Annotated in this window: 17 protein-coding genes; 10 read left to right on the forward strand and 7 right to left on the reverse strand. The window is 73.8% G+C overall.

The features are described from left to right. Positions 1-60 precede the first annotated feature (60 nt). Both Q1V71_RS16345 and hemG read right to left on the reverse strand, forming a co-directional pair. Positions 61-762, reverse strand: coding sequence for a hypothetical protein (locus tag Q1V71_RS16345; protein WP_300645148.1), 702 nt, complete (start codon positions 760-762; stop codon positions 61-63). Positions 763-890: 128 nt separating this feature from the next. Beyond that, positions 891-2,258 carry a protoporphyrinogen oxidase gene (gene hemG, locus Q1V71_RS16350; protein WP_300645149.1) on the reverse strand — a complete coding sequence of 456 codons (1,368 nt, stop codon included), beginning with the start codon at positions 2,256-2,258 and terminating at the stop codon, positions 891-893. Here hemG and Q1V71_RS16355 point away from each other — a divergent pair. Both Q1V71_RS16355 and Q1V71_RS16360 read left to right on the forward strand, forming a co-directional pair. Beyond that, positions 2,244-3,371, forward strand: a complete 1,128-nt coding sequence (locus tag Q1V71_RS16355; RefSeq protein ID WP_300645150.1) for a DUF4349 domain-containing protein — start codon at positions 2,244-2,246, stop codon at positions 3,369-3,371. The two genes, hemG and Q1V71_RS16355, sit on opposite strands and share 15 nt — an antisense overlap. 35 nt (positions 3,372-3,406) lie before the next feature. Beyond that, entirely contained in the window at positions 3,407-4,186 is a 780-nt protein-coding gene (locus Q1V71_RS16360; protein ID WP_300645151.1) for an NYN domain-containing protein, read from the forward strand. Positions 4,187-4,194: 8 nt separating this feature from the next. On the opposite strand, the gene hemE is transcribed toward Q1V71_RS16360, so the two are convergent. Beyond that, positions 4,195-5,217, reverse strand: a complete 1,023-nt coding sequence (gene hemE / locus Q1V71_RS16365; protein WP_300645193.1) for a uroporphyrinogen decarboxylase — start codon at positions 5,215-5,217, stop codon at positions 4,195-4,197. A gap of 126 nt (positions 5,218-5,343) precedes the next feature. On the opposite strand from hemE, the gene Q1V71_RS16370 reads away from it, so the two are divergent. Together Q1V71_RS16370 and Q1V71_RS16375 are read left to right on the forward strand one after the other, a co-directional pair. After that, positions 5,344-5,979, forward strand: a complete 636-nt coding sequence (locus tag Q1V71_RS16370; RefSeq protein WP_300645152.1) for a DUF3000 domain-containing protein — start codon at positions 5,344-5,346, stop codon at positions 5,977-5,979. After that, on the forward strand, positions 5,976-7,301 hold the full coding sequence (locus Q1V71_RS16375) for a ribonuclease D (protein ID WP_300645153.1): 1,326 nt from the start codon (positions 5,976-5,978) through the stop codon (positions 7,299-7,301). The genes Q1V71_RS16370 and Q1V71_RS16375 overlap by 4 nt, the downstream gene beginning before the upstream one ends. On the opposite strand, the gene Q1V71_RS16380 is transcribed toward Q1V71_RS16375, so the two are convergent. Further along, entirely contained in the window at positions 7,298-8,644 is a 1,347-nt protein-coding gene (locus Q1V71_RS16380) for an extracellular solute-binding protein (protein WP_300645154.1), read from the reverse strand. The two genes, Q1V71_RS16375 and Q1V71_RS16380, sit on opposite strands and share 4 nt — an antisense overlap. 227 nt (positions 8,645-8,871) lie before the next feature. Next, positions 8,872-9,327 carry a type II toxin-antitoxin system PemK/MazF family toxin gene (locus Q1V71_RS16385; RefSeq protein ID WP_300645156.1) on the reverse strand — a complete coding sequence of 152 codons (456 nt, stop codon included), beginning with the start codon at positions 9,325-9,327 and terminating at the stop codon, positions 8,872-8,874. A gap of 274 nt (positions 9,328-9,601) precedes the next feature. Between Q1V71_RS16385 and Q1V71_RS16390 the strand changes: the two genes are divergently transcribed. Further along, positions 9,602-10,195, forward strand: coding sequence for a hypothetical protein (locus tag Q1V71_RS16390; protein WP_300645157.1), 594 nt, complete (start codon positions 9,602-9,604; stop codon positions 10,193-10,195). 20 nt (positions 10,196-10,215) lie between these two features. On the opposite strand, the gene hrpA is transcribed toward Q1V71_RS16390, so the two are convergent. Further along, positions 10,216-14,130 carry an ATP-dependent RNA helicase HrpA gene (gene hrpA, locus Q1V71_RS16395; RefSeq protein WP_300645158.1) on the reverse strand — a complete coding sequence of 1,305 codons (3,915 nt, stop codon included), beginning with the start codon at positions 14,128-14,130 and terminating at the stop codon, positions 10,216-10,218. Positions 14,131-14,224: 94 nt separating this feature from the next. Here hrpA and Q1V71_RS16400 point away from each other — a divergent pair, with 94 nt between their 5' ends. Further along, the gene (locus Q1V71_RS16400; RefSeq protein WP_300645159.1) at positions 14,225-15,769 is read left to right on the forward strand and encodes an FAD-binding protein; all 1,545 of its coding nucleotides are present in this window, start codon (positions 14,225-14,227) and stop codon (positions 15,767-15,769) included. A 200-nt stretch (positions 15,770-15,969) separates the two neighbouring features. Next, positions 15,970-17,217 (forward strand): ornithine--oxo-acid transaminase, encoded by a 1,248-nt coding sequence (gene rocD, locus Q1V71_RS16405; RefSeq protein WP_300645161.1) that lies wholly within the window; start codon positions 15,970-15,972, stop codon positions 17,215-17,217. Between the two features lie 239 nt (positions 17,218-17,456). Here rocD and Q1V71_RS16410 read toward each other — a convergent pair whose 3' ends face one another. After that, positions 17,457-18,068, reverse strand: a complete 612-nt coding sequence (locus Q1V71_RS16410; protein WP_300645163.1) for a TetR/AcrR family transcriptional regulator — start codon at positions 18,066-18,068, stop codon at positions 17,457-17,459. 49 nt (positions 18,069-18,117) lie between these two features. Between Q1V71_RS16410 and Q1V71_RS16415 the strand changes: the two genes are divergently transcribed. The 3 genes from Q1V71_RS16415 to Q1V71_RS16425 are packed head-to-tail and all read left to right on the forward strand — an operon-like array spanning position 18,118 to position 21,067. Continuing rightward, positions 18,118-19,650: an NAD(P)/FAD-dependent oxidoreductase gene (locus tag Q1V71_RS16415; RefSeq protein WP_300645164.1), complete on the forward strand. Its 1,533-nt coding sequence runs from the start codon at positions 18,118-18,120 to the stop codon at positions 19,648-19,650. Next, complete coding sequence (locus Q1V71_RS16420) at positions 19,647-20,489, forward strand: SDR family oxidoreductase (protein ID WP_300645165.1); 843 nt, start codon at positions 19,647-19,649, stop codon at positions 20,487-20,489. The genes Q1V71_RS16415 and Q1V71_RS16420 overlap by 4 nt, the downstream gene beginning before the upstream one ends. Positions 20,490-20,521: 32 nt before the next feature. Further along, positions 20,522-21,067: a DUF402 domain-containing protein gene (locus Q1V71_RS16425; RefSeq protein WP_300645167.1), complete on the forward strand. Its 546-nt coding sequence runs from the start codon at positions 20,522-20,524 to the stop codon at positions 21,065-21,067. Positions 21,068-21,081 lie beyond the last annotated feature (14 nt).

Below are 21,081 nucleotides of genomic sequence, written 5' to 3' on the forward strand. Positions count from 1 at the left end.
GGGGAAACCTCCGAGGCCGGACGATGGATCGGGCGGGTGGTGGGTCGCACGGACGGCGGGTCAGCGACCGGCGCGGAAGGCGCGGTCACCGAGGACCAGGCCGAGCGCGGTGACCAGCAGCCACACCGGGCCGGTCAGGCCGGCCATGTACTGCATCGGGCTGATGCCGAGCAGCAGGGTGAGCCCGCCGAGGACCAGGCCGGTGCGGCCGATCCACGTGGGCACGGCACCGACGCGGGCGGCGCGCCACACGGCCACGCCGGAGAGCCCGGCGAGCACCCAGCACCACGGGATGGTGCCGATCCAGTTGTTGTACATCGCCATGTTGGACGGGTCGATGGCGTCCTCGCCCGCCGCGAAGGCGAACATGAACTCGGTGTCCAGGCCGGTGCCGAGCACCGTCACGACCGCGGTGGCCAGCAGCCCGGCGGAGGCCACGGCGGGCAGCAGCGAGCCGGCGGGGGTGCCTGCGGCCAGCCGCCGGTGCAGGCCGGCCGCGAAGACCACCATCGCCACCGCGCCGATCAGGGAGACGACGTGGAAGACGGCGATGACGGGGGCCTTGTCGGCCACCGCCTCCGCGATCGCCTGCGGGTCGCCCCACAGGTCCTCGCGGTAGACGGCGTCGACCATGCCCGAGGTGACGATGGTGCCGATGCCGGCGACCCCGGCGACGACGCCGGCCAGCGCCCAGGCGCGGGAGGTCGTGGGGGCCGGCTCGCGGCGGTCGGTGCGGGCCGGGGTGGGGGTGAGGACGGTCATGGGGCTCTCCGTGTTCGGTCGGTGGGAGTCGGCGACACCGGCGGTGTGCCGACACCCAGGAGCCTCCGGGTCGGGGTGTCCCCCCGCCCAGGGACAGCGCGGCAAGGCTTGTCCCGGGTCGGCCCCGGTCACACCGACGCGACGGCCCGTTCCGCGGAGCCGATGACCGCGGGGACGCCGACCCCGTCGTACGCCGCTCCGCAGACGGCGAGCCCGGGGACCCGCGCCAGCTCGGCGCGGATGCGCGCGACCCGCCCGAGGTGGCCCAGGGCGTACTGCGGGAGACCGCCGCCCCACCGCTGCACGTGGGTGGCGACCGGCTGCGCACGGAGCCCGACCGCCTCACCCAGGTCCGCCAGCGAGGCCGCCACCAGGGCGGCGTCGGGGACCTGGAGCGAGGACTCCTCCCCGTGCCGGCCCAGCGAGGTGCGCAGGTGGAGGAGCCCCTCGGCCTCCCCGGCCTCGCGCACCCAGCCCCACTTGGCGAAGGAGAAGGTCGCGGCCTTGATCGCGCGCGCCTCGACCGGCGGGACCAGGAAGCCGGAGGCGTCGGTGCCGCCGAGGTCGCCGACGTCGGCGAGCCGGAAGGCGAGGGTCACGACCGCGACCGACGCGGTGCCGATGCCGCCGACCAGCTCGCCGGCGACCGGGGCGAGGTCGCCCAGCAGCCGGGCCGCGGGCGACGGAGGCACGGCGAGGACCACGGCGTCCGCGGTGATCGTGCGCTCGGCAGTGGTCGGTCCGACGACCAGGCGGAACCGGGCGTGCTCGCGGGTCAGCCGGCGCACCGTCTCCTGCGTGCGCACCTCGAGCCGCTCGGCGAGGGCCAGCGGCAGCCCGCCCATGCCACCGGGCAGCCCGGCGAAGACGGGCGCGGAGTAGGTCGCGGGCGTGGACAGCGAGGACGCCTGGTCGAGCAACGAGCCCTTCTCGGCCAGCGCGACCAGCTGCGGCACCGCCGCCCGGGCGGAGATGGCGCGGGCGTGCCCGGCGTACACCCCGCCCAGCAGCGGCTCGACCAGCCGGTCGGTGACGGCCGGTCCGAGCCGGTCGTCGACCAGTGCGCCGACGGTGACGTCCTCGCCGACGTCGGTGGGTGCGTGGCCGCGCTCGGCTCGCACGCGGTCGAGCTCGTCTGCGGTGAGCACGCCGCTGGCCTCGAGGTCCTCGAGGTCGAGCGGCACGCCCATGAGCGAGCGCGGGAGCGGCCGCAGCGCGCCGCGGGTCCAGATCCGTGACGACGCCTGCGCGGGGTGGCAGACCTCGAGGCCCAGCTCGGCCGCGAGCGCGACGCCCTCGGGGCGGCGGTTCAGCATCGCCTCGGCGCCGACGTCGACCCCGACCCCCGCGACGGTACGACGCCGCAGCACTCCCCCGACCTCCGGCGAGCCCTCCAGCACCAGCACGTCGCGGCCCTGCTCGCGCAGCCGGTGCGCCGCGGCCAGACCCCCGATCCCAGCGCCGACGACCACCACGTCGCGATGCTCACCCGTCACGTCGCCAGCGTCCCACGCGCCCGGTCGCGGCTGCGGGAACCCCCGACCGCTCCCCCGCGTCCCAGCGGCATGACCCGCCCGCGCCGCACCCACCGCGTCTCCCGGCCCTCCGCCTCTCTGGCTGCCCTGGCCACCGCCCTCCTGCTCGGCCTCACCGCGTGTGCTGGCGGCTCGGGCGGCGGGGACGCTGCCTCCAGCGAGGGGGCGCTCATCACCGACGAGGCCCCACAGGCTCCTGGGGAGGTAGGCGCGGTCGACGGTCGCGCCCTGGCCTTCGACGCCGACACCCAGGACCTGGGCGGGGGCGCGGTGTCGGGCTCGACGGCGAGCGGTTCGCGGCAGTCCGCCCGGACGGCGGCGGTGCTGCGCGAGCCGTCGATCATCAGCAAGGGCACCGTCAGCCTCCGCGCCGACGACGTCGGCGAGACCCGCTTCGAGGTGCAGAAGGTCGTCGACCGGCTCGGGGGGCAGGTCACCGACTCCGAGACCAGGACCGACGACGACGGCACGGTGCGCGACGCGCGGCTCGTGCTGCGGGTGCCGAGCGAGGACTTCACCGAGGCGATGGACCTGCTGGAGGGCCTCGCCGACCTGGAGGCCTCCTCGACCTCCTCCGAGGACGTGACGACGCAGGTCGTCGACACCGAGGTCCGGATCCGGATCCAGCGCGAGTCCATCGCCCGGATCGAGGCGCTCCTGGCCCGCGCCGGCACGATCCAGGCCGTGGTCTCGGTCGAGCGCGAGCTCAGCCGTCGCGAGGCCGACCTCAACTCGCTGCTCCAGCAGCAGGCCTACCTCGCCGACCGCACCTCGCTCTCCACCATCACCGTCCACCTCCAGCGCCACCCCGAGGACGGCGGCCCCGACGAGGACGACGACGACTCCGGCTTCCTCGCCGGCCTGGAGTCGGGCTGGGACGGCTTCACCACCGTCGCGGTCGGCCTCGCCACCGTCACCGGCGCCGTGCTGCCCTTCGCCGCGGCGGGGCTGCTCGTCGGCGTCCCGGCCTGGCTGCTCCTGCGGGCCGCGGCCCGCCGCCGTCGTACGCCGGTGACGGCCGCGCCGGCCGGTGCCGCCCCGGCCGGTGCGGACCCCGCTGGTCCCGAGGGCTGAGCCCACCCCGGACCCGGGTCGGGCAGGATGGCGGGATGGCCGACTCCTCCGCCGTCCGGATGGCGGTCCTCATCGACGCCGACAACACCTCCGCCTCCCACGCGGGAGCCCTGCTCGAGGAGGTCGCGCGCTACGGCGTACCGACCGTCAAGCGCGCCTACGGCGACTGGACCACCCAGCAGCTGGTGGGCTGGAAGAAGGCGCTCAACCAGCACGCCATCCAGCCGGTCCAGCAGTTCGCCTACACGCAGGGCAAGAACTCCACCGACTCCGCGCTGATCATCGACGCGATGGACCTGCTCTACTCCGGCAACCTGGAGGCCTTCGCGATCGTCTCCAGCGACTCCGACTTCACCCGGCTCGCCACGCGGCTGCGGGAGTCGGGCAAGACGGTCTACGGCCTGGGCCGGCGCCGGACGCCCCCGTCGCTCGTCGCCGCCTGCGACAAGTTCATCTACCTCGAGGTGCTCGGCGACCCCGGCGACGACGAGGAGGCCACGGGAGCCGAGCCGGCCGCCGAGGAGCAGGCGCCGCTGCCCGACCTGCAGAAGCTCCTGACCTCCGCGATCGACGCGACCTCCGACGACGACGGGTGGGCCCACCTGGGCTCGGTCGGCAGCTACCTCGGCAGCAGCCAGTCCTCCTTCGACCCGCGCAACTACGGCTTCGGCAAGCTCGTGACGCTGGCGCGTGCGCAGGACTACGTCGAGGTCGAGGAGCGCGAGGACCACGTCATCCGAGTGCGCCTGGTCGCCCGGCCGTCGTCGCGGCGGCGCGGCGGGCAGGCCCGCAAGCGGACCGCCGCCAAGGAGTGAGGACCGGCTCAGCCGAGCGGGTAGCCCTGGACGAACTCCGTCAGCCGCGCGAGCTGGTCGGGGTCGGTCGAGGGCAGCACGCCGTGGCCGAGGTTGAACACGTGGCCCTTGGCCGCGCGCCCGGCCTCGATGATCTCGGCGGCACGCGCGGTCATCACCTCGGTCGGGGCGAAGACCAGCGTGGGGTCGAGGTTCCCCTGGACGCCGCGGTCGCCGACCATCGGGATCGCCCGCTCCAGCGGGGTGCGCCAGTCGACGCCGACCACGTCGGCACCGGCCTCGCCCATGAGGTCGAGCAGGTTGGAGGTCCCCACGCCGAAGTGGATGCGCGGCACACCGAGGGCCCCGGCCCGCTCGAGCACGCGCGCGGAGTGCGGCTGCACGTGGGCGGCGTAGTCCTGCGGGGTCAGCGCCCCGGCCCAGGAGTCGAAGAGCTGGACCGCGGAGGCCCCCGCAGCGACCTGCACCTCGAGGTAGGTCGCGGCGATCCCGGTGATCTTCTCCATCAGCGCCGCCCACACCTCGGGGGCGCCGAACATCATCGCCTTGGTCCTCGCGTGCTCCTTCGAGGGCCCGCCCTCCACGAGGTACGACGCCACCGTGAACGGCGCGCCGGCGAAACCGATCAGCGGGGTGCTCCCGAGCTCGCCGACCAGGCCCTGCACCGCCTGGGTGATGAAGGGGACGTGCTCGGGCGTCAGGTCGGGGATCCGCGCGACGTCCTCGAGGGTGCGCACCGGCTCGGCCACGACCGGGCCGACGCCCGGCTTGATGTCCAGGTCGACCCCGACCGCCTTGAGCGGCAGCACGATGTCGGAGAAGAAGATCGCCGCGTCCACGCCGTAGCGCCGCACGGGCTGCATGGTGATCTCGACGACGAGGCCGGGGTCCATGCAGGACTCCAGCATCCCCACGCCCTCGCGCACCTTGAGGTACTCCGGCAGCGAGCGGCCCGCCTGGCGCATGAACCACACGGGGGTGTGCGGCACCGGCTCACCGCGCAGGGCCTTGAGGAACGCACTGCCCGACAGGTCGGGCGCGGGGCTGCTGGCGGGGCTGGAGGTGGGGCTGGAGGTGGGGCTCGTCACCGGGCCAGCCTCCCAGGGTCCCGGCGTGTTCGCACATCCCTTCACCCGAACCGGACCTACTGTGAAGGCATGGTCGTCCGCCAGGAGACGCACCCCGGAGCGGGTGCGTCCGCCGAGCCCCCCGCGTTCCGCGAGGCGGTGGCCGGCATGCGGCGGGCCCGGATGCGACCCGAGGTGCTGTGCGAGCCGATGCCCGCACCGCAGCGGATCGCGCCGTACGCCGCCGCGGTCTCCGCCGACGTCACCGTCGACGACGTCGACCTCGGCACCGGGCGGATCATCCTGCTGCACGACCCGGCCGGCAACGACGCGTGGGACGGCACCTTCCGGCTGGTCGCCTACGTCCGGGCCGAGATCGAGCTGGACCTGGTCACCGACCCGATGCTCTCCGCGGTCGGGTGGGACTGGCTGACCGAGGCGCTGGACGCCCACGGGGCGGCGTACACCGCGGCCTCGGGGACGGTCACCCGCGTGGCCACCGAGAGCTTCGGCGCCATGAGCGAGGAGGGCGGGACCGCGCAGGTCGAGGTCCGCGCCTCGTGGACCCCGCTGGTCCCCCCCGACCAGGTCGGCGACCCCGACGCGGTGCCCGACGTGACGCCGCACATCGAGGCCTGGGGCGAGCTGCTGTGCACCGCCGCAGGGCTTCCTCCGGTCCCCGACGGCGTCGCGGTCATGCCGAGCCGACGCGGGCGCGGCCGATGAGCGACGACCAAGCGCCTGCCGAGCAGGCTGCCGAGGACGCCCCCGAGGCGCCCGCCGAGCCGGAGGCGCCGCCGGCCCCGCTCCTCACGCTGCGCGACGGTCTCTCCGCCGTGGTCGACACCCACGCGCAGCTCGAGGCCACCTGCGAGGCGGTCGCGAGCGGCACCGGACCGGTCGCCATCGACGCCGAGCGCGCCTCGGGCTACCGCTACTCCAACCGCGCCTACCTCATCCAGCTGCGCCGCGAGGGCGCCGGCACCCACCTGGTCGACCCGGCCGCCTTCGACGGCCTGCCGATGCTCCAGGAGGCCATCGGCGACGCGGAGTGGATCCTGCACGCCGCCACCCAGGACCTCCCCTGCCTGCGCGACGAGGGGCTGTCCCCGGCCGCGCTCTTCGACACCGAGCTGGCCGGTCGTCTGCTGGGCTACCCCCGCGTCGGCCTGGCCACCCTGGTCGAGTCGCTGCTGGGCCAGCGGATGAAGAAGGAGCACTCGGCCGTCGACTGGTCGACCCGGCCGCTGCCGCAGCCCTGGCTGGAGTACGCCGCGCTCGACGTCGAGGTGCTGCTCGAGCTGCGACACCTGCTGGGCGAGGAGCTCGAGGCGACCGGCAAGGCGGAGTGGGCGCGCCAGGAGTTCGACGCGCTGCGCAGCTTCGAGCCGACGCCCCGGGTCGACGCCTGGCGACGTACGAGCGGGTTGCACAAGATCCGCGGACGCCGCTCCCTCGGCGCGGTCAAGGCGTTGTGGGAGCTGCGCGACGAGATCGCCGAGCAGCGCGACGTCACGCCGGGCCGCATCCTCCCGGACTCCGCGATCACCGTCGCCGCGACCGCACTGCCCACCGACAAGCCGTCACTGCTGGGGCTCAAGGGGTTCCACGGCCGGGGCGCCGAGCGCTACTCCAGCCGCTGGGTCGCCGCGCTCCAGCAGGTCGCCGAGATGCCCGAGGAGCACCTGCCCACCCGGCAGCCGCGCACCGACGGACCGCCGCCGCCGCGGGCCTGGGCCGACCGCGACCCGGTCGCCGCTCGCCGCCTCCAGCACGCCCGCGACGCGATGGCAGCGCTGGCCGAGGAGCACGGCATGCCCGCCGAGCAGCTGCTGACACCCGACTACCTCCGTCGCACGCTGTGGACCCCGCCGCGCACCCGCGACGCCGAGGCGCTGGCCGAGGCCGTGGGCGAGCAGCTCACCGGCTACGGCGCGCGCCCGTGGCAGGTCGAGCTCGTGACGCCGCTGCTCGTGGCGGCGATCCTGCACGGCGACGAGCCGGTCCCGGACCCCGAACCGGAGCCCGAGGACGGCTCCGCAGACTAGTCCTGCGGCTCCTCGACCGGCTCGCCGTCCTCACCGACCACCGGGTCCGGCGCCAGCACCAGCTGGGAGGCCAGGTCGATCTCGGCGGTGACGGCCTCGAGGTCGAGCACGCCCGGCGCGGTCACGAGGGTCTCGACCAGATCGTCGACAGCCCGCTGGAGCGGACCCCAGGAGTCCAGCAGCGGCGGGATCACCATGTCGTCGACGGATTCGGTGAAGACCGTCGAGGACTCCGGCAGCCGACCGGGCTGGAGGAAGTCCTCCGAAAGGGCCACCTGCTGGTTGGCGGGGACGAGGTAGCCGCTGCGGGTCAGCGGCCGCACCACGTCGTCGGAGATCAGATGCACCAGCAGGTCGGCGGCACCGGACAGCGACAGCGGCCGGCGGGCCAGGCAGAAGCCGATCAGCTCACCGGTCGTGGCGGTCTCCTCGAGGGTGGGGATCGGCATGACGTCGAACTCCAGGCCCTGGGTCACGCGCAGACCCGGCACCCAGGACCGGTCGCCGGTGATCATGGCCAGCTTGCCGCGGCGGAACCACTCCAGGGCCGAGGCGCGCTCCAGCTGGCTGTCGCTGAGGGTCAGCGGGCCGCTGCGCAGCAGCTCCAGGGTCCGCTCGAGGGCCTCGCGCGTCGACTCCTCGCTGAAGGCCAGCGACGTGGGCGGCTCGCCGTCGGCGAAGAGCTCCCCGCCCCCGGCGTACACGAAGGGCGCCAGCCCGGCGAGGGACGGGTCGACGTGCACGCCCTTGGTGCCGCGGCGCGGCCGGGTGGCGAACTCCGCCGCCTCGCGGAACTGCTCGAAGCTCCAGCGGTTGGGACTCGTGGGCGCGTCGAGACCGCGCTCGCGCATCCGCTCGAAGTCGACGAGGTCGGTGTTGTAGTAGACGACCGTCGGGGAGACCTCGAAGGGCATGCACTGCAGGCGCTGGTCGGCCGAGAACGCGAGCAGCGCCTCGCGGGCGTAGCCGTCGCCGAACTCGACGAAGCGCTCGTCGAGCAGCTCGTCCACCGGGATAGTCCGCTCGTCCTCGCGCAGGCGGCTGAGGTCGCGGCGGGAGGCCATGAAGACGTCGGGGCGGACCTCCCCGGACTCGATGGCGTCCATCGCCTCCTCGCGGTCGGCGAAGGCGACGACCTCGACCTCGGAGGTGTCGGAGGAGGAGGAGTACTCCGCCATGAGGCGCTCGTAGGTGGCGACCTCGATGGCACTGCCCCAGACCGCCAGGGTCAGCACGTCCTCGGCCCGGGGGGCGGGCACGGGGTCGGGGCTCAGCGGCGGCTGCTCGTCCTCGGAGGTGCAAGCGGCCAGGGTCGCGAGCAGGGCGACGCACGTCGCGGCCACGCCTGCGCGCCGTAGCCGGGTCCGTCCCCTCGGACTGCCCGTCGCCACCGCCGTCACCCTCACCTCACGCCTCCCCGGTCCCGGGTCGTGCGACCCGCGCCGACACCCTACTCAGTACGCACCGGGTCGCTGAGCCGTCACCGACGTGCCGATCCTCACGCAGCGGGCGGGAACTCCGGGCCACCCGCGCGGGGCGGGGCGGCAGCAGCGGGTCGCGGGCGGCAGGCTCAGGCGAGGTCGTGGAAGGCGCGCGCCCCGGCGACCACCCGCTCGAAGGTCGGCCGGTCCAGGGCGGCCCCCTCCCGGCGTACGTCGTCGGGCGCGAGGGTCAGCAGGCGGTCCAGCCGCACCTCGCTGGGCCGCCGCTCGCGGTCCCACCCCCCGGCGCCGACGTCCATCCAGTGCCGGCCGTGGCGGGCCTCGTCGTCCCGGTCGCGGTCGTGGTCGACGCTGGAGAGCATCAACCCGTAGAGCCGCTGCCGGTCGCGGGCGAGCAGCAGCACGGGGCGGTCCTTGCCCTGCCGCGGGTCGTCCTCGTAGGGCACCCACGCCCACACGACCTCGCCCGGGTCGGGCTTGCCGTCGGTACTCGGGTTGTAGGTGACCCGCAGGCCGCGGGAGACCCGGAGGCGGGCCCGGCGCAGGGCCGTGCGCACGCGACGGGGGCGGGGGACGGTGGCCATGCCGCCGACCCTAGACCCGAGGTCGTGGGCGACCGCCAGGGTGAGCCCGGACAGGTCCGCCCGGGACGGGTGAGCCCCGGAGGAGGTGTTGTGCGCCGGACCGGGAGCGCCTCACGGCGCGTGGCCGCTCGTAGCGGCTGATGTTGGGACCCGGGGCTGCCGCGGCCCGGCGCACAAGTCACCAGTGTAGGCGGCTGACGGTCGCGCACAACCCGCCCTCCCCAGCCCGCACCGACCCCCTCGCGGGCGGCAACGGGCGGCGTACGGTGGTCGGATGAGCCGCCCCCACCACCGACCGACCCAGAAGACCTCGGCGTTCTTCGACGCGGTCGAGGGCGGCGCCGACCCGGCGCTGGTCACCGAGGCCGCCGACCGCGCCGCCGCGCTGCTGGTGCGCGGGTCGCGAGCCTCCGACGACGACGGGGTCGCCGACCGGGTGCTGCACCTGGCCGACACCGAGGGCATCGAGGCGATCGCCGAGCTGTGGGCCGGCGCTCCCGCGGACTCGCTGGCCGGCTGCCTGTGGCGGCTCTTCCTGCTGCGCCAGTGGGTGCACGCGGAGCCGGCGCGGATCGCCCGGGCGTACGACGAGGGCCGCGCCCGCGCGCAGGTCGCCCGGGTCGTGGCGGGGGTGGCCGACCCGCCCGGGCCCGACCAGCTCAAGGCGATGGTCGACGAGGTGCTGCGCGGCATCGCGTCCGCGGACTTCGCCGACGTGCTGTTCCGCGCCTCGGCGTTCGCGCGGGTGGTCGCCGCCGGCAACGCCTCGGCCGACGAGACGACCACCGACGAGGTCGCGCGGGTGCTCGCCACGGCCGAGCAGCTCGAGGCCGCGGGCCACCTGGAGCTGGCCGGCCGCCTGGCCTGACCCCTCCCCCGGGGCGCGGATCAGCCTGCGAGCACCTTGCGGATCCGCTGGTCGGAGACGGACTGGGCGGTGCCGAGCTGCTGGGCCCACAGGGAGATGCGGTACTCCTCCAGCAGCCAGCGGGCCTCACGGAGGCGCTCCGGCAGCGGGCGGCCCTCGGGGAGGGCGGCGACGGCGTGCAGCCAGGAGTCCTGGAGGTCGCCGATCCTGTCCATGAGCTGACGGTCGCGGCCGATGGAGCCGCCGCCCTCGAGCAACTTCTCGCGGCGCTGGGCCAGGGCGGCGAGGTAGACGGTGAACCGGCGCAGCCGGGTCGGGCCGGCCTCCCCGATGAACCCCCGGGTCACCAGCCGACCCAGCTGGGCCCGCATGTCGGTGAGTGCGGGGAGCATCGCCATGTCCGCGCGGCCCGAGAGGTCCTTCTCGACGGCTCGCCAGGCCGACAGCACCCGCACGACGTCGGCCAGGACCGCGCGCACCCGCGGCTCGAGGTCGGCGCGGACCGTCGCCAGGAGGGCGTCGTACGCCGCCTGCGACCGCACCGCGGGCCGGGCGTCGACCGCCTCGACGACCACGGCGGCACGGCAGTCCTCCAGCAGCTCGGCGACCGAGGGGTACGGCGAGCCCGCCAGCCCGAGCTTCTCGGTGTTGGACAGGCCGTCGACGACCCGCTTGACGGTCTGGTCGCCGCCGGCGTCGAGCCCGAGCAGCACCAGCCGCACCACGCCGAGCCGGTGCCGGGCGTCGCGTTCCTCCGCGGACCCGACCACCTCGAGGCCCACCGACTCCCCCTCGTCGACGAGGCCGGGGTAGGCGGTGACCTCGTGGCCGGCGCGGGTCTGGGTGATCGAGCCGGGCAGGTCGCCGAAGACCCACGTGGTCTCGCCGGTGCGGGCGAGCCCGGAGTCGGTGGCGACCTCGTCCATCGCCTGCTGGAACTGGCCCCGCAGCGGGGCCTTGAGCGCCTCGAGGTCCTTGCCGCGGGCCTGCTCGCGACCCTGCTCGTCGACGACGCGGTACGTCGGGCGCAGGTGCTCGGGGACCTTGGACCAGTCCCAGGCCTCGCGCGGCACGACGACGCCGGTCGTGGAGCGGCACCAGCGCTCGAGCGCGTCGAGCAGCGGCTCCTCCCCGACCGGGACGGAGCGGAGGAACTCCCGCGCCCGGTCGGGCGCCGGCACGAGCGAGACCCGCAGGTTCTTGGGCAGCGAGCGGATGAGGGAGGTCACCAGCTCCTCGCGCAGGCCCGGGACGTTCCAGGAGAAGTCGTCGGCGGCGACCCGGTTGAGGGTGGCGACCGGCACCTCGATGGTGAGGCCGTCGTCCTCGGCACCGGGCTCGAAGTGGTAGGCCAGGTTGAAGGTCAGCCCCTCGTCCTGCCAGACCTGCGGGAAGTCGGCCTCGGTGACCTCCTCGGCCGTGTCGTGGGTCAGCATCGCGAGGTCGAAGTCGAGGAGCCCGGGCCGCTTCTGCCGCTCGCGCTTCCACCACTGCTCGAAGTGGGCGCCGGAGACGACGTCGGCGCCGACGCGGGCGTCGTAGAAGTCGAAGAGGATGTCCTCGGAGACGACGATGTCGCGGCGCCGGGAGCGGTGCTCGAGCTCGGCGGCCTCGTCGAGGAGCCGCTTGTTGTGCTCGTAGAACTTCTGCCGTCCCGACTCCAGGGCGGCCCACTCCCCCTGCACCAGGGCGTGCCGGATGAAGAGCTCCCGGGCCAGGGCGCGGTCGACCTTTCCGTAGTTGACCAGCCGGTCGGCGACCAGCGGCACGCCGTACAAGGTGACTCGCTCGCGGGCCATGACGGCGGCGCGCCTGGTCGACCAGTGCGGCTCGGAGTACTGCCGCTTCACGAGGTCGCCGGCGAGCCGCTCGGCCCACTCGGGCTGGATGGCCGCGACCTGGCGGGCCCACAGGCGCGAGGTCTCCACCAGCTCGCCGGCCATCACGAAGGCCGGCTGCTTCCCCTTCAGGCCCGAGCCCGGGAAGATCGCGAACCGCGCGTTCCGGGCGCCGAGGTACTCCCGAGGACCGGGCCGCTTGCCCTTGGCCCCCGGCGCCGGCTTCTCCTTCTCCTCCAGCGCGCCGATGTGGGAGAGCAGCCCCGACAGCAGCGCCTGGTGGATGCCGTCGGCGTCGTACGCCGCCCCTTCGGTGGTCGAGCCTGTCGAGACCCCGAGGTCGATCCCCATCTCCTTGCACACCTGCCGGAGCTGGGACTCGAAGTCCTGCCACTCGCGGATGCGCAGGTAGTTGAGGAACTCCCGCTTGCACATGCGGCGGAAGGCGCTGGAGGACAGCTCCTTCTGCTGCGCCTTGACGTAGCGCCACAGGTTGAGCCACGTGAGGAAGTCCGACCCCTCGGCCCTGAACCGGGCGTGCTGCTGGTCGGCCTGCGGGCGCTGCTCGGCCGGACGCTCGCGGGGGTCCTGCAGCGAGAGCGCGGCCACGATCACGACCACCTCGCGGACGCACCCGAGCCGCTCGGCCTCGAGGATCATCCGGCCCAGACGCGGGTCGATGGGGAGGCGGGCCAGCCGTCGGCCGGTCTCGGTGAGGGAGTCCTTGCCGTCGCCCTCGGGGCGCAGCGCCCCGAGCTCCTCGAGCAGCTGGAGGCCGGAGCTGACGTTGCGGCGGTCGGGCGGCTCGACGAAGGGGAACCGCGCGAGGTCCCCGAGCCCCAGCGAGCGCATCTGCAGGATGACACTCGCGAGGTTGGTGCGCAGGATCTCGGGGTCGGTGAACTCCGGCCGGCCGAGGAAGTCCTCCTCGGAGTAGAGCCGGATCGCGATGCCCGGACCGAGACGACCGCAACGGCCGGCTCGCTGGTTGGCCGACGCCTGGCTGACCGGCTCCACCGGGAGGCGCTGGACCTTGGTGCGCAGGGAGTAGCGGCTGATCCGCGCGACGCCGCTGTCGACGACGTACCTGATGCCCGGGACGGTCAGCGACGTCTCCGCGACGTTGGTGGCCAGCACCACGCGCCGGCCGGTGTGCGGGGAGAAGACCCGGTGCTGCTCGGCGGCGGAGAGCCGCGAGTAGAGCGGCACCACCTCCAGGCCGCCGCCGGCACCGCGGAAGGACGGCGCGGCCTCCTCGAGCGCGTCCGCGGTGTCCCGGATCTCGCGCTCGCCGGGGAGGAAGACCAGCACGTCGCCGGGGCCCTCGGCCGCCAGCTCGCGCACCGCGTCGACGACGGCCTCGGTCTGGTCGCGCACCACGACCTCCCCGTCGTCGTCGTCCTCCGCCAGCTCCATCAGCGGGCGGTAGCGGACCTCGACCGGGTAGGTCCGACCGCTGACCTCGATGACCGGCGCCGGGTTGCCGTCGCGGTCGGCGAAGTGCTCGGCGAAGCGCTGCACGTCGATGGTCGCGGAGGTGATGACCAGCTTGAGGTCGGGCCGACGCGGCAGCAGCCGCTTGAGGTAGCCCAGGAGGAAGTCGATGTTCAGCGAGCGCTCGTGCGCCTCGTCGATGATGATCGTGTCGTAGCGCCACAGCATCCGGTCGCGCTGCAGCTCGGCCAGCAGGATGCCGTCGGTCATCAGCTTGACCCGGGTGTCGGCGCTGGTGCGGTCGGTGAAGCGCACCTGGTAGCCGACGACGCCCTTCTCGCCGAGCGGTTGCTTCAGCTCCTCGGCGATCCGCTCGGCGACCGAGCGCGCGGCGATCCGGCGTGGCTGCGTGTGCCCGATCAGTCCGCCGCGGGGGCGGCGCTTGCCGTCGCGGCCCTTGCGGTACGTCGTCGTGCCGCGCCCCAGCTCCAGGCAGATCTTCGGCAGCTGGGTCGTCTTCCCCGAGCCGGTCTCCCCCGCGACCACGACGACCTGGTGGTCGCGGATCGCCTCGGCGATGTCGTCGCGTCGCTGGCTGACCGGGAGGTCGGCGGGGTAGGTGATCTCGAGGGCTGCCTGCTCCGCCGTGCCTGCTGGGTCCATGACCGACCCATCCTCTCAAGGCCACCACCACCCGGACGAACCGATTCCCCCCGCCCCCTTGATAGAACACGTTCCACCCGCGAGAGTCCGGGGCGTGAGCGAGCAGATCGAGCCGTACGACGTCGTGGTGGTCGGGTCCGGAGGGGGCGCCATGACCGGCGCCCTGCTGGCCCAGCGGGCCGGGCTGCGGACGGTCGTGCTGGAGAAGACCCACCTCGTCGGGGGCACCTCGGCCTACTCCGGCGGCGCCTGCTGGCTGCCCGGGTCCACCGTGCAGCAGAAGGCCGGGATCGCCGACTCGACCGAGGGTGCGCGCGAGTATCTCGCGGGGGTGCTCGCCCCGGTCGACGGCTGGGCCCCCGACCAGGACAAGATCGAGACCTTCCTGGCCCAGGCCCCCGTGGTGGTGGCCGAGCTGGAGGCGGCCGGCATCGACTTCGAGTGGCTGCCCTTCCCGGAGTACTACGACGCCCCTGGCCGCTTCCCGATGGGCCGCTCGATCCAGCCCACGGCGGTCAAGCGGGCCGACCTGGCGCCCGAGGTCGCGGCGCTGGTGCGGCCGCCGGTCGAGCGCGACCGCGTCGGCGGCCCGGGACGCAGCACGCTCAGCGGGGGCCAGGCGCTCATCGCGCGGCTGCTGGCGGCGTACGTCGAGGCGGGCGGGACGGTGCTGACCGGCTACTGCGTGCGCGACCTGATGACCGAGACCGACGCGACCCTCGGCGACCACGTCGTGGGAGTGTGGGCGACGACCGACGCGGGCCCGGTGGAGGTGCGGGCCCGGCGCGGGGTGCTGCTGGCCAGCGGCGGCTTCGAGGGCAGTGCCTCGCGGCGGCAGTCGCACGGCACGCCCGGTCGCGCGGAGTGGACGATGGCGCCCCGCGGCACCAACACCGGCGAGCCGATCGGTGCGGCGATCAACGCCGGAGCGGCGGTCGACTGGACCGGGCTCGGGTGGTTCTGCCCGGGCCTGGAGCACCCGGACGGCGCCGGCTCGTTCACCCTCGGCGTGCGCAGCGGCGTGATGGTCGACGCGCACGGGCAGCGCTACGCCAACGAGTCGCTGCCCTACGACCGGTTCGGCCGGGAGATGGCCAAGGACCCTGCGCGGGTGCCGTCGTGGTTCGTCTTCGACTCCCGCGAGGGCGGACGGCTGCCCGCGATCGCGATGCCCGAGGGCGACCCGGCAGACCACCTCGCCGCCGGGACCTGGGTGCAGGCCGACTCGGTCGCGGAGCTGGCCCAGCGCATCGGCGTACCTGCCGAGGCACTGACCGCGACCGTCGAGCGCTACAACGGCTTCTGCGCCACCGGCGTGGACGAGGACTTCGGCCGCGGCGCCGACGAGTACGACACCTTCTTCACCTACGGCGAGGGCCCCAACAAGGCCCTCACCCCGGTCGACACCGGGCCCTTCTACGCGGCCCGCTTCGTGCTGTCCGACCTCGGCACCAAGGGCGGCGTCGTCACCGACGCCCACGGCCGCGCCCTGCGGCCCGACGGCAGCGCGCTGCCCGGCCTGTACGCCGTCGGCAACACCGCCGCGCCCATGACCGGCCCCTACTACCCCGGCCCGGGCGCTCCCCTCGGCACGGCGATGGTCTTCGCGTCGCTGGCCGTGCGGGACCTGGTCGACTGAGGCCGGGCCCGGGCACCCGGTCCGGAGGTCTTCCGGCGAACCGCCCGATCTCCCGGACAGGTGTCCGGCCCGTCGATTCGGACGCCGCAGGATCCGGGTGCGAACCTTGGTTTTCCGCTCCGACTCTGTTCTCGTGGGGTCAGAGCACGTCCGAGGAGGCCGACCCGTCCGGGCGGCGCCGACGAGCCGAGGAGGCGAGCATGACCACCACCGCAGAGACCCCCGCCGCGACCCCGCAGGAGACGGCGCGGTCCACCGAGCTGTTCCAGCGCGCCGAGGCCCGCACTGCCCGCAACTACAAGCCGCTCCCGGTCGTCATCGAGCACGCCGAGGGCGCGTGGATGACCGACGTCGACGGCACCCGTTTCCTCGACCTCCTGGCCGGCTACTCCGCCCTCAACTTCGGCCACGGCCACCCGGGCCTGCTGCGCGTCGCGCACGAGCAGCTGGACAAGCTGACCCTGACCAGTCGCGCCTTCGTGCACGACCAGTTCGCCGACTTCTGCGCCGAGCTGGGCGACCTGTGCGGCAAGGAGCTGGTGCTGCCGATGAACACCGGCGCCGAGGCGGTCGAGACCGCGATCAAGGTCATGCGCAAGTGGGGCTACGAGGTCAAGGGCGTGGCCCCCGGCGAGGCCGAGATCATCGTCGCCTCCGGCAACTTCCACGGTCGCACCACCACGATCGTGGGCTTCTCCGACGACCCCGACGCCCGCAACAGCTTCGGCCCGTTCGCGCCCGGGTTCGTCATGGTCCCCTACGGCGACCTGGCGGCCGTCGAGGCCGCGATCGGCCCGAACACCGTCGGCGTGCTCATGGAGCCGATCCAGGGCGAGGGCGGCGTGGTCATCCCGCCGGACGGCTTCTGGAAGGGCCTGCGCGAGCTGACCCGCCGCGAGAACGTGCTCATGGCGGCCGACGAGATCCAGGCCGGCCTGGGTCGCACGGGCAAGACCTTCGCCAGCGACCACGAGGGCGTCGTCCCGGACCTCTACGTCCTGGGCAAGGCGCTGGGCGCGGGCATCGTCCCCGTCTCGGCCGTCGTCGCCGACCGCGACGTCCTCGGCGTCCTGCGCCCGGGTCAGCACGGCTCGACCTTCGGCGGCAACCCGCTGGCCTGTGCGGTCGGCCTCGAGGTGGTGCGGATGCTCGCCACCGGTGAGCACCAGGTCCGCGCCGCCGAGCTCGGCGAGCTGATGCGCGAGCGGCTCGAGGCGCTGGTGGGCCACGGGGTGCTCGCGGTGCGCGTGCGCGGCCTGTGGGCCGGCGTCGACATCGACCCCGCCGTCGGCACGGGTCGCGAGGTCTGCGAGCGGCTCATGGCCCGCGGCGTCCTGGCCAAGGACACCCACGGCTCCACGATCCGGCTCGCCCCGCCGCTGGTCATCAGCGCCGAGGACCTCGCCTGGGGCCTGGACCAGCTGGCCGAGGTCGTGCGCGGCGACTGACCCACGGCCGCACCACCCGGCACCCACGAGGGGGCATCGTCCGACCACCGGACGGCGCCCCTTCGTCGTACGCCGTCAGCGACCGTTCCCGGCCAGCGGCCGCCACCGCCTTGGCCGGCTCCCGGGACCGACCTAATCTCGGGTCTTGGGGAGCTTGGCAACTACTCGGTCCCCCGGGACGGGTCCGCTGCGCCGGGGTCCTGAGACTCCCCCGGCCGCCGGCGGCCCGTCCCACCCGCTCATTCCCGCGGCGGCAGCACCCCGACCAGCGCCGGCAACGACATCACCAGCACGTCGAGGACCTCCTCGCGGGTGACGCCCGCCGGATCGGCCTTCCAGCCGAGCACGACCTCCTCGGCGAAGGCCGCCCACGCCTTGACCAGCAGCCGGGTCTGCGGGGTCTCGCGGATGATCTGGCCCTGCGCGTCCTCCCGGAAGATGCGGTCGGTCAGCGCGGCGCGCGCCTGGTCGTAGATCTCCCGGAGCGTGTCGTTGCCGCCCTGGGCGGCCTTGACCAGCGACAGGTAGCCCGCGTGGTTGGTGTCGACGTAGTCGAGGTAGGCGGTCATCGAGACCAGCAGCCGGTGCAGCGGCTCCCCCTCGACCGGCGGCGCGGTCTGGGCGACCAGGTCGTCGGCGGCGCGGCGCACGACCGCCTCGTGGAAGGCCTGCTTCGAGCCGAAGTAGTGGTAGAGCAGCCCGCGCGAGATGCCGGCCTCCTCGGCCAGCAGGTCGATGCTCAGCTCGTCCAGCGACCGGCTGGAGAGCAGCCGGACCCCGAGGTCGAGCAGCTGGGAGCGGCGCTCCTCGGGGCTGAGCCGGGTGCGGGTGCTCGGTGTGCGGGTGGTCACGTCGGGCAGTCTATTGACACTTTTTCAATAACGCCACTACCGTCGAAGCATGAGCACTCCTGCCACCCACCGTGTGGTCGACCACCTCGTGATCGGCTCCGGCTTCGCCGGCCTGGCCGCCGCCATCAAGCTCGACGAGGACGGCGAGCGCGACCTGGTCGTCATCGAGAAGGGCTCCGACGTCGGCGGCACCTGGCGCGACAACACCTACCCCGGTGCCGCGTGCGACGTGCCGAGCCAGCTCTACTCCTTCTCCTTCGCCCCCAACCCCGACTGGTCGATGTCGTTCTCGCGACAGCCGGAGATCCACGCCTACCTCCAGCGCGTGGCCCGCGAGTCCGGGGTCCTGGACCGCTTCGTCTTCGACACCCGCGTCGTCGCCGCCGCCTGGGACGAGGAGTCCCAGCGCTGGCTGGTCGAGACCGAGGGCCCCACCGGCTCGACGACGTACGCCGCCCGCACGCTGCTCTCGGGCGCCGGCGGCCTCTCCGAGCCCAAGCTCCCCGAGATCGAGGGCATCGAGACGTTCCAGGGCGAGGTCTTCCACTCCGCGCAGTGGGACCACTCCGTCGACCTGACCGGCAAGCGGGTGGCCGTCATCGGCACCGGCGCCTCGGCCATCCAGATCGTCCCCGAGCTGCAGAAGATCGTGGGCCGCCTGGATCTCTACCAGCGCACCGCGCCCTACGTGCTCCCCCGCCACGACCGCACCTACTCCGCGCTCGAGAAGGCCGCGCTGCGGCACGTGCCCGGGCTGCAGAAGCTCTACCGCACGGCGATCTACTGGGGCCGCGAGACCTACGTCCCCGCCTTCACCCTGCAGCCCAGGATCGCCGCCCCGGCGAAGGCGGCCGCCCTGGGCAACCTGCGCAAGGCCGTCAAGGACCCGGTGCTGCGCGAGAAGCTCACGCCGACCTTCGAGATCGGCTGCAAGCGCATCCTCATCTCCAACGGCTACTACCCCGCCGTCGCCTCCGACAACGTCGAGCTGGTCACCGACCGGATCGAGAAGATCACCGGCAGCGGGATCGTGACGGCCGACGGCACCGAGCGCGAGATCGACGCCCTGGTCGTGGCGACGGGCTTCCACACCACTGACATCCCGATCGCCCACCAGATCACCGGACGCACGGGCCGCACCCTGGCCGAGCGCTTCGCCGAGCACGGGATGGCGGGCTACAAGGGCACGACCATCCCGGAGTTCCCGAACCTGTTCATGATGGTCGGCCCCAACACCGGGCTGGGCCACTCCAGCATGGTCTTCATCATCGAGTCGCAGGTCGCCTACATCCGCGACGCGATCCGCACCATGCGGACCCACCGGCTCGCCACCGTCGAGCCCCGCGAGGACGTCACGTCGCAGTTCAACGCCGGCCTGCAGGAGCGGATGAAGCGCACCGTGTGGACCACCGGCGGCTGCGCGTCGTGGTACCTCGACTCCGAGGGCCGCAACACCACGCTGTGGCCGCGCGCCACCTTCACCTTCCGTCGGCTGCTGTCGCGCTTCGACCTCGCCGCCTACACCGTCACCGGGGAGACCTCCCCCGTGACCACCCCGTCCCGAGAGGCTGTCTCCGCATGAAGAACCTGTCCGACAAGGTCGTCGTCATCACCGGGGCCGGCTCCGGCATCGGTCGCGCCCTCGCGCTGAACCTCGCCCGCAAGGGCTCGCTGCTGGCCCTCTCCGACGTCGACGAGGCCGGCCTGGCCGAGACCGTCGACCTCGTCAAGGGCGCCGGCGCCCGCGAGGTCCGCTCCGACCGCCTCGACGTGGCCGACCGCGCCGCCTTCGAGGCCTACGCCGACGCCGTGGCCGAGCAGTTCGGCCGGGTCAACGTCGTGGTCAACAACGCCGGCGTCGCCCTGTCCGGCGACCTCGCGGACCTCGCCTGGACGGACATCGACTGGATCCTCGGGATCAACCTGAACGGCGTCCTGCACGGCACCAAGGCGTTCCTGCCCCACCTCATCGCCTCCGGGGACGGCCACGTCGTGAACCTGTCCTCGCTCTTCGGCCTGGTCTCGATGCCCGGCCAGTCGATCTACAACGCCACCAAGTACGCCGTGCGCGGCATGTCCGAGGCGCTGCGCGAGGAGATGCTCATCGCCGGGCACCCCGTCGGCGTGACCGTCGTGCACCCGGGCGGAATCAAGACCGCGATCGCCCGCAACGCCCGGGTCTCGGAGAAGGACGACAAGGCGGCCACCGCGAAGCTCTTCGACGAGAAGCTGGCCAAGATGACCCCCGAGCGGGCTGCCGAGATCATCGTCCGCGGCATCGAGAAGGACCAGGCCCGCGTCCTGGTCGGCATCGACGCGCACGCGCTGCACTGGTTCGCCAAGCTCTCGGGCTCGCGCTACCAGGACGTCGTCGCGAAGGTCTCCAAGAAGGTCCTGCCGGCGAAGACCCAGCTGGTCTGAGCAGCGCCCCCCACCGCGTAGGGTCCCCGGGCATGGAGCTCGGGGACCCTCTGCACGTCCGGATGTCGAAGTGGGGCGAGCGGCCCCACTGGCAGTACGCCGGCCTCTGGCTCGGCTCCGACGAGCTCGGCGACTGGGTGGGCGCGACCGCCGGCACCCACCACCACCGCCCCGGCATGGAGTTCCACTCCGACGTCGACACCGTCACGCTCTTCCCCCGCGAGCGCTGGTGGGCCGCGACCTTCCACGCCCCCGGCATCTGGTGCTCGACGTACGTCGACATGACCACGCCCCCGGTCCTCGAGCCGGGCCCCGACGGGGTGGAGGTGCGCTGCGTCGACCTCGACCTCGACGTCATCCAGCGAGCCGACGGCACCTGGTACGTCGACGACGAGGACGAGTTCGCCGAGCACCAGGCCGCCTACGGCTACCCGCCCGAGGTCGTCGCCGCCGCAGAGGCCTCCCGCGACGAGGTGTGGACCGCGGCGCACGCCGGCACGGGGGCCTTCGACGGCCGCGGGCAGGCGTGGCTGGACCGGCTGGACCAGTGGTCCACCCGGACCCGACTTTTAACTTGAGTGAACCGGTCCAC

The organism is Nocardioides sp., assembly GCF_030149505.1.
GTDB lineage: Bacteria > Actinomycetota > Actinomycetes > Propionibacteriales > Nocardioidaceae > Nocardioides.

What these genes read in the sequence shown, in the direction of transcription:
- Q1V71_RS16345 (WP_300645148.1), bottom strand. Translation starts at nt 762, where the DNA reads ATGACCGTCCTCACCCCCACCCCGGCCCGCACCGACCGCCGCGAGCCG.
- Q1V71_RS16355 (WP_300645150.1), top strand. Translation starts at nt 2,244, where the DNA reads ATGCTCACCCGTCACGTCGCCAGCGTCCCACGCGCCCGGTCGCGGCTG.
- Q1V71_RS16360 (WP_300645151.1), top strand. Translation starts at nt 3,407, where the DNA reads ATGGCCGACTCCTCCGCCGTCCGGATGGCGGTCCTCATCGACGCCGAC.
- Q1V71_RS16370 (WP_300645152.1), top strand. Translation starts at nt 5,344, where the DNA reads ATGGTCGTCCGCCAGGAGACGCACCCCGGAGCGGGTGCGTCCGCCGAG.
- Q1V71_RS16375 (WP_300645153.1), top strand. Translation starts at nt 5,976, where the DNA reads ATGAGCGACGACCAAGCGCCTGCCGAGCAGGCTGCCGAGGACGCCCCC.
- Q1V71_RS16385 (WP_300645156.1), bottom strand. Translation starts at nt 9,327, where the DNA reads ATGGCCACCGTCCCCCGCCCCCGTCGCGTGCGCACGGCCCTGCGCCGG.
- Q1V71_RS16390 (WP_300645157.1), top strand. Translation starts at nt 9,602, where the DNA reads ATGAGCCGCCCCCACCACCGACCGACCCAGAAGACCTCGGCGTTCTTC.
- hrpA (WP_300645158.1), bottom strand. Translation starts at nt 14,130, where the DNA reads ATGGACCCAGCAGGCACGGCGGAGCAGGCAGCCCTCGAGATCACCTAC.
- rocD (WP_300645161.1), top strand. Translation starts at nt 15,970, where the DNA reads ATGACCACCACCGCAGAGACCCCCGCCGCGACCCCGCAGGAGACGGCG.
- Q1V71_RS16415 (WP_300645164.1), top strand. Translation starts at nt 18,118, where the DNA reads ATGAGCACTCCTGCCACCCACCGTGTGGTCGACCACCTCGTGATCGGC.
- Q1V71_RS16420 (WP_300645165.1), top strand. Translation starts at nt 19,647, where the DNA reads ATGAAGAACCTGTCCGACAAGGTCGTCGTCATCACCGGGGCCGGCTCC.
- Q1V71_RS16425 (WP_300645167.1), top strand. Translation starts at nt 20,522, where the DNA reads ATGGAGCTCGGGGACCCTCTGCACGTCCGGATGTCGAAGTGGGGCGAG.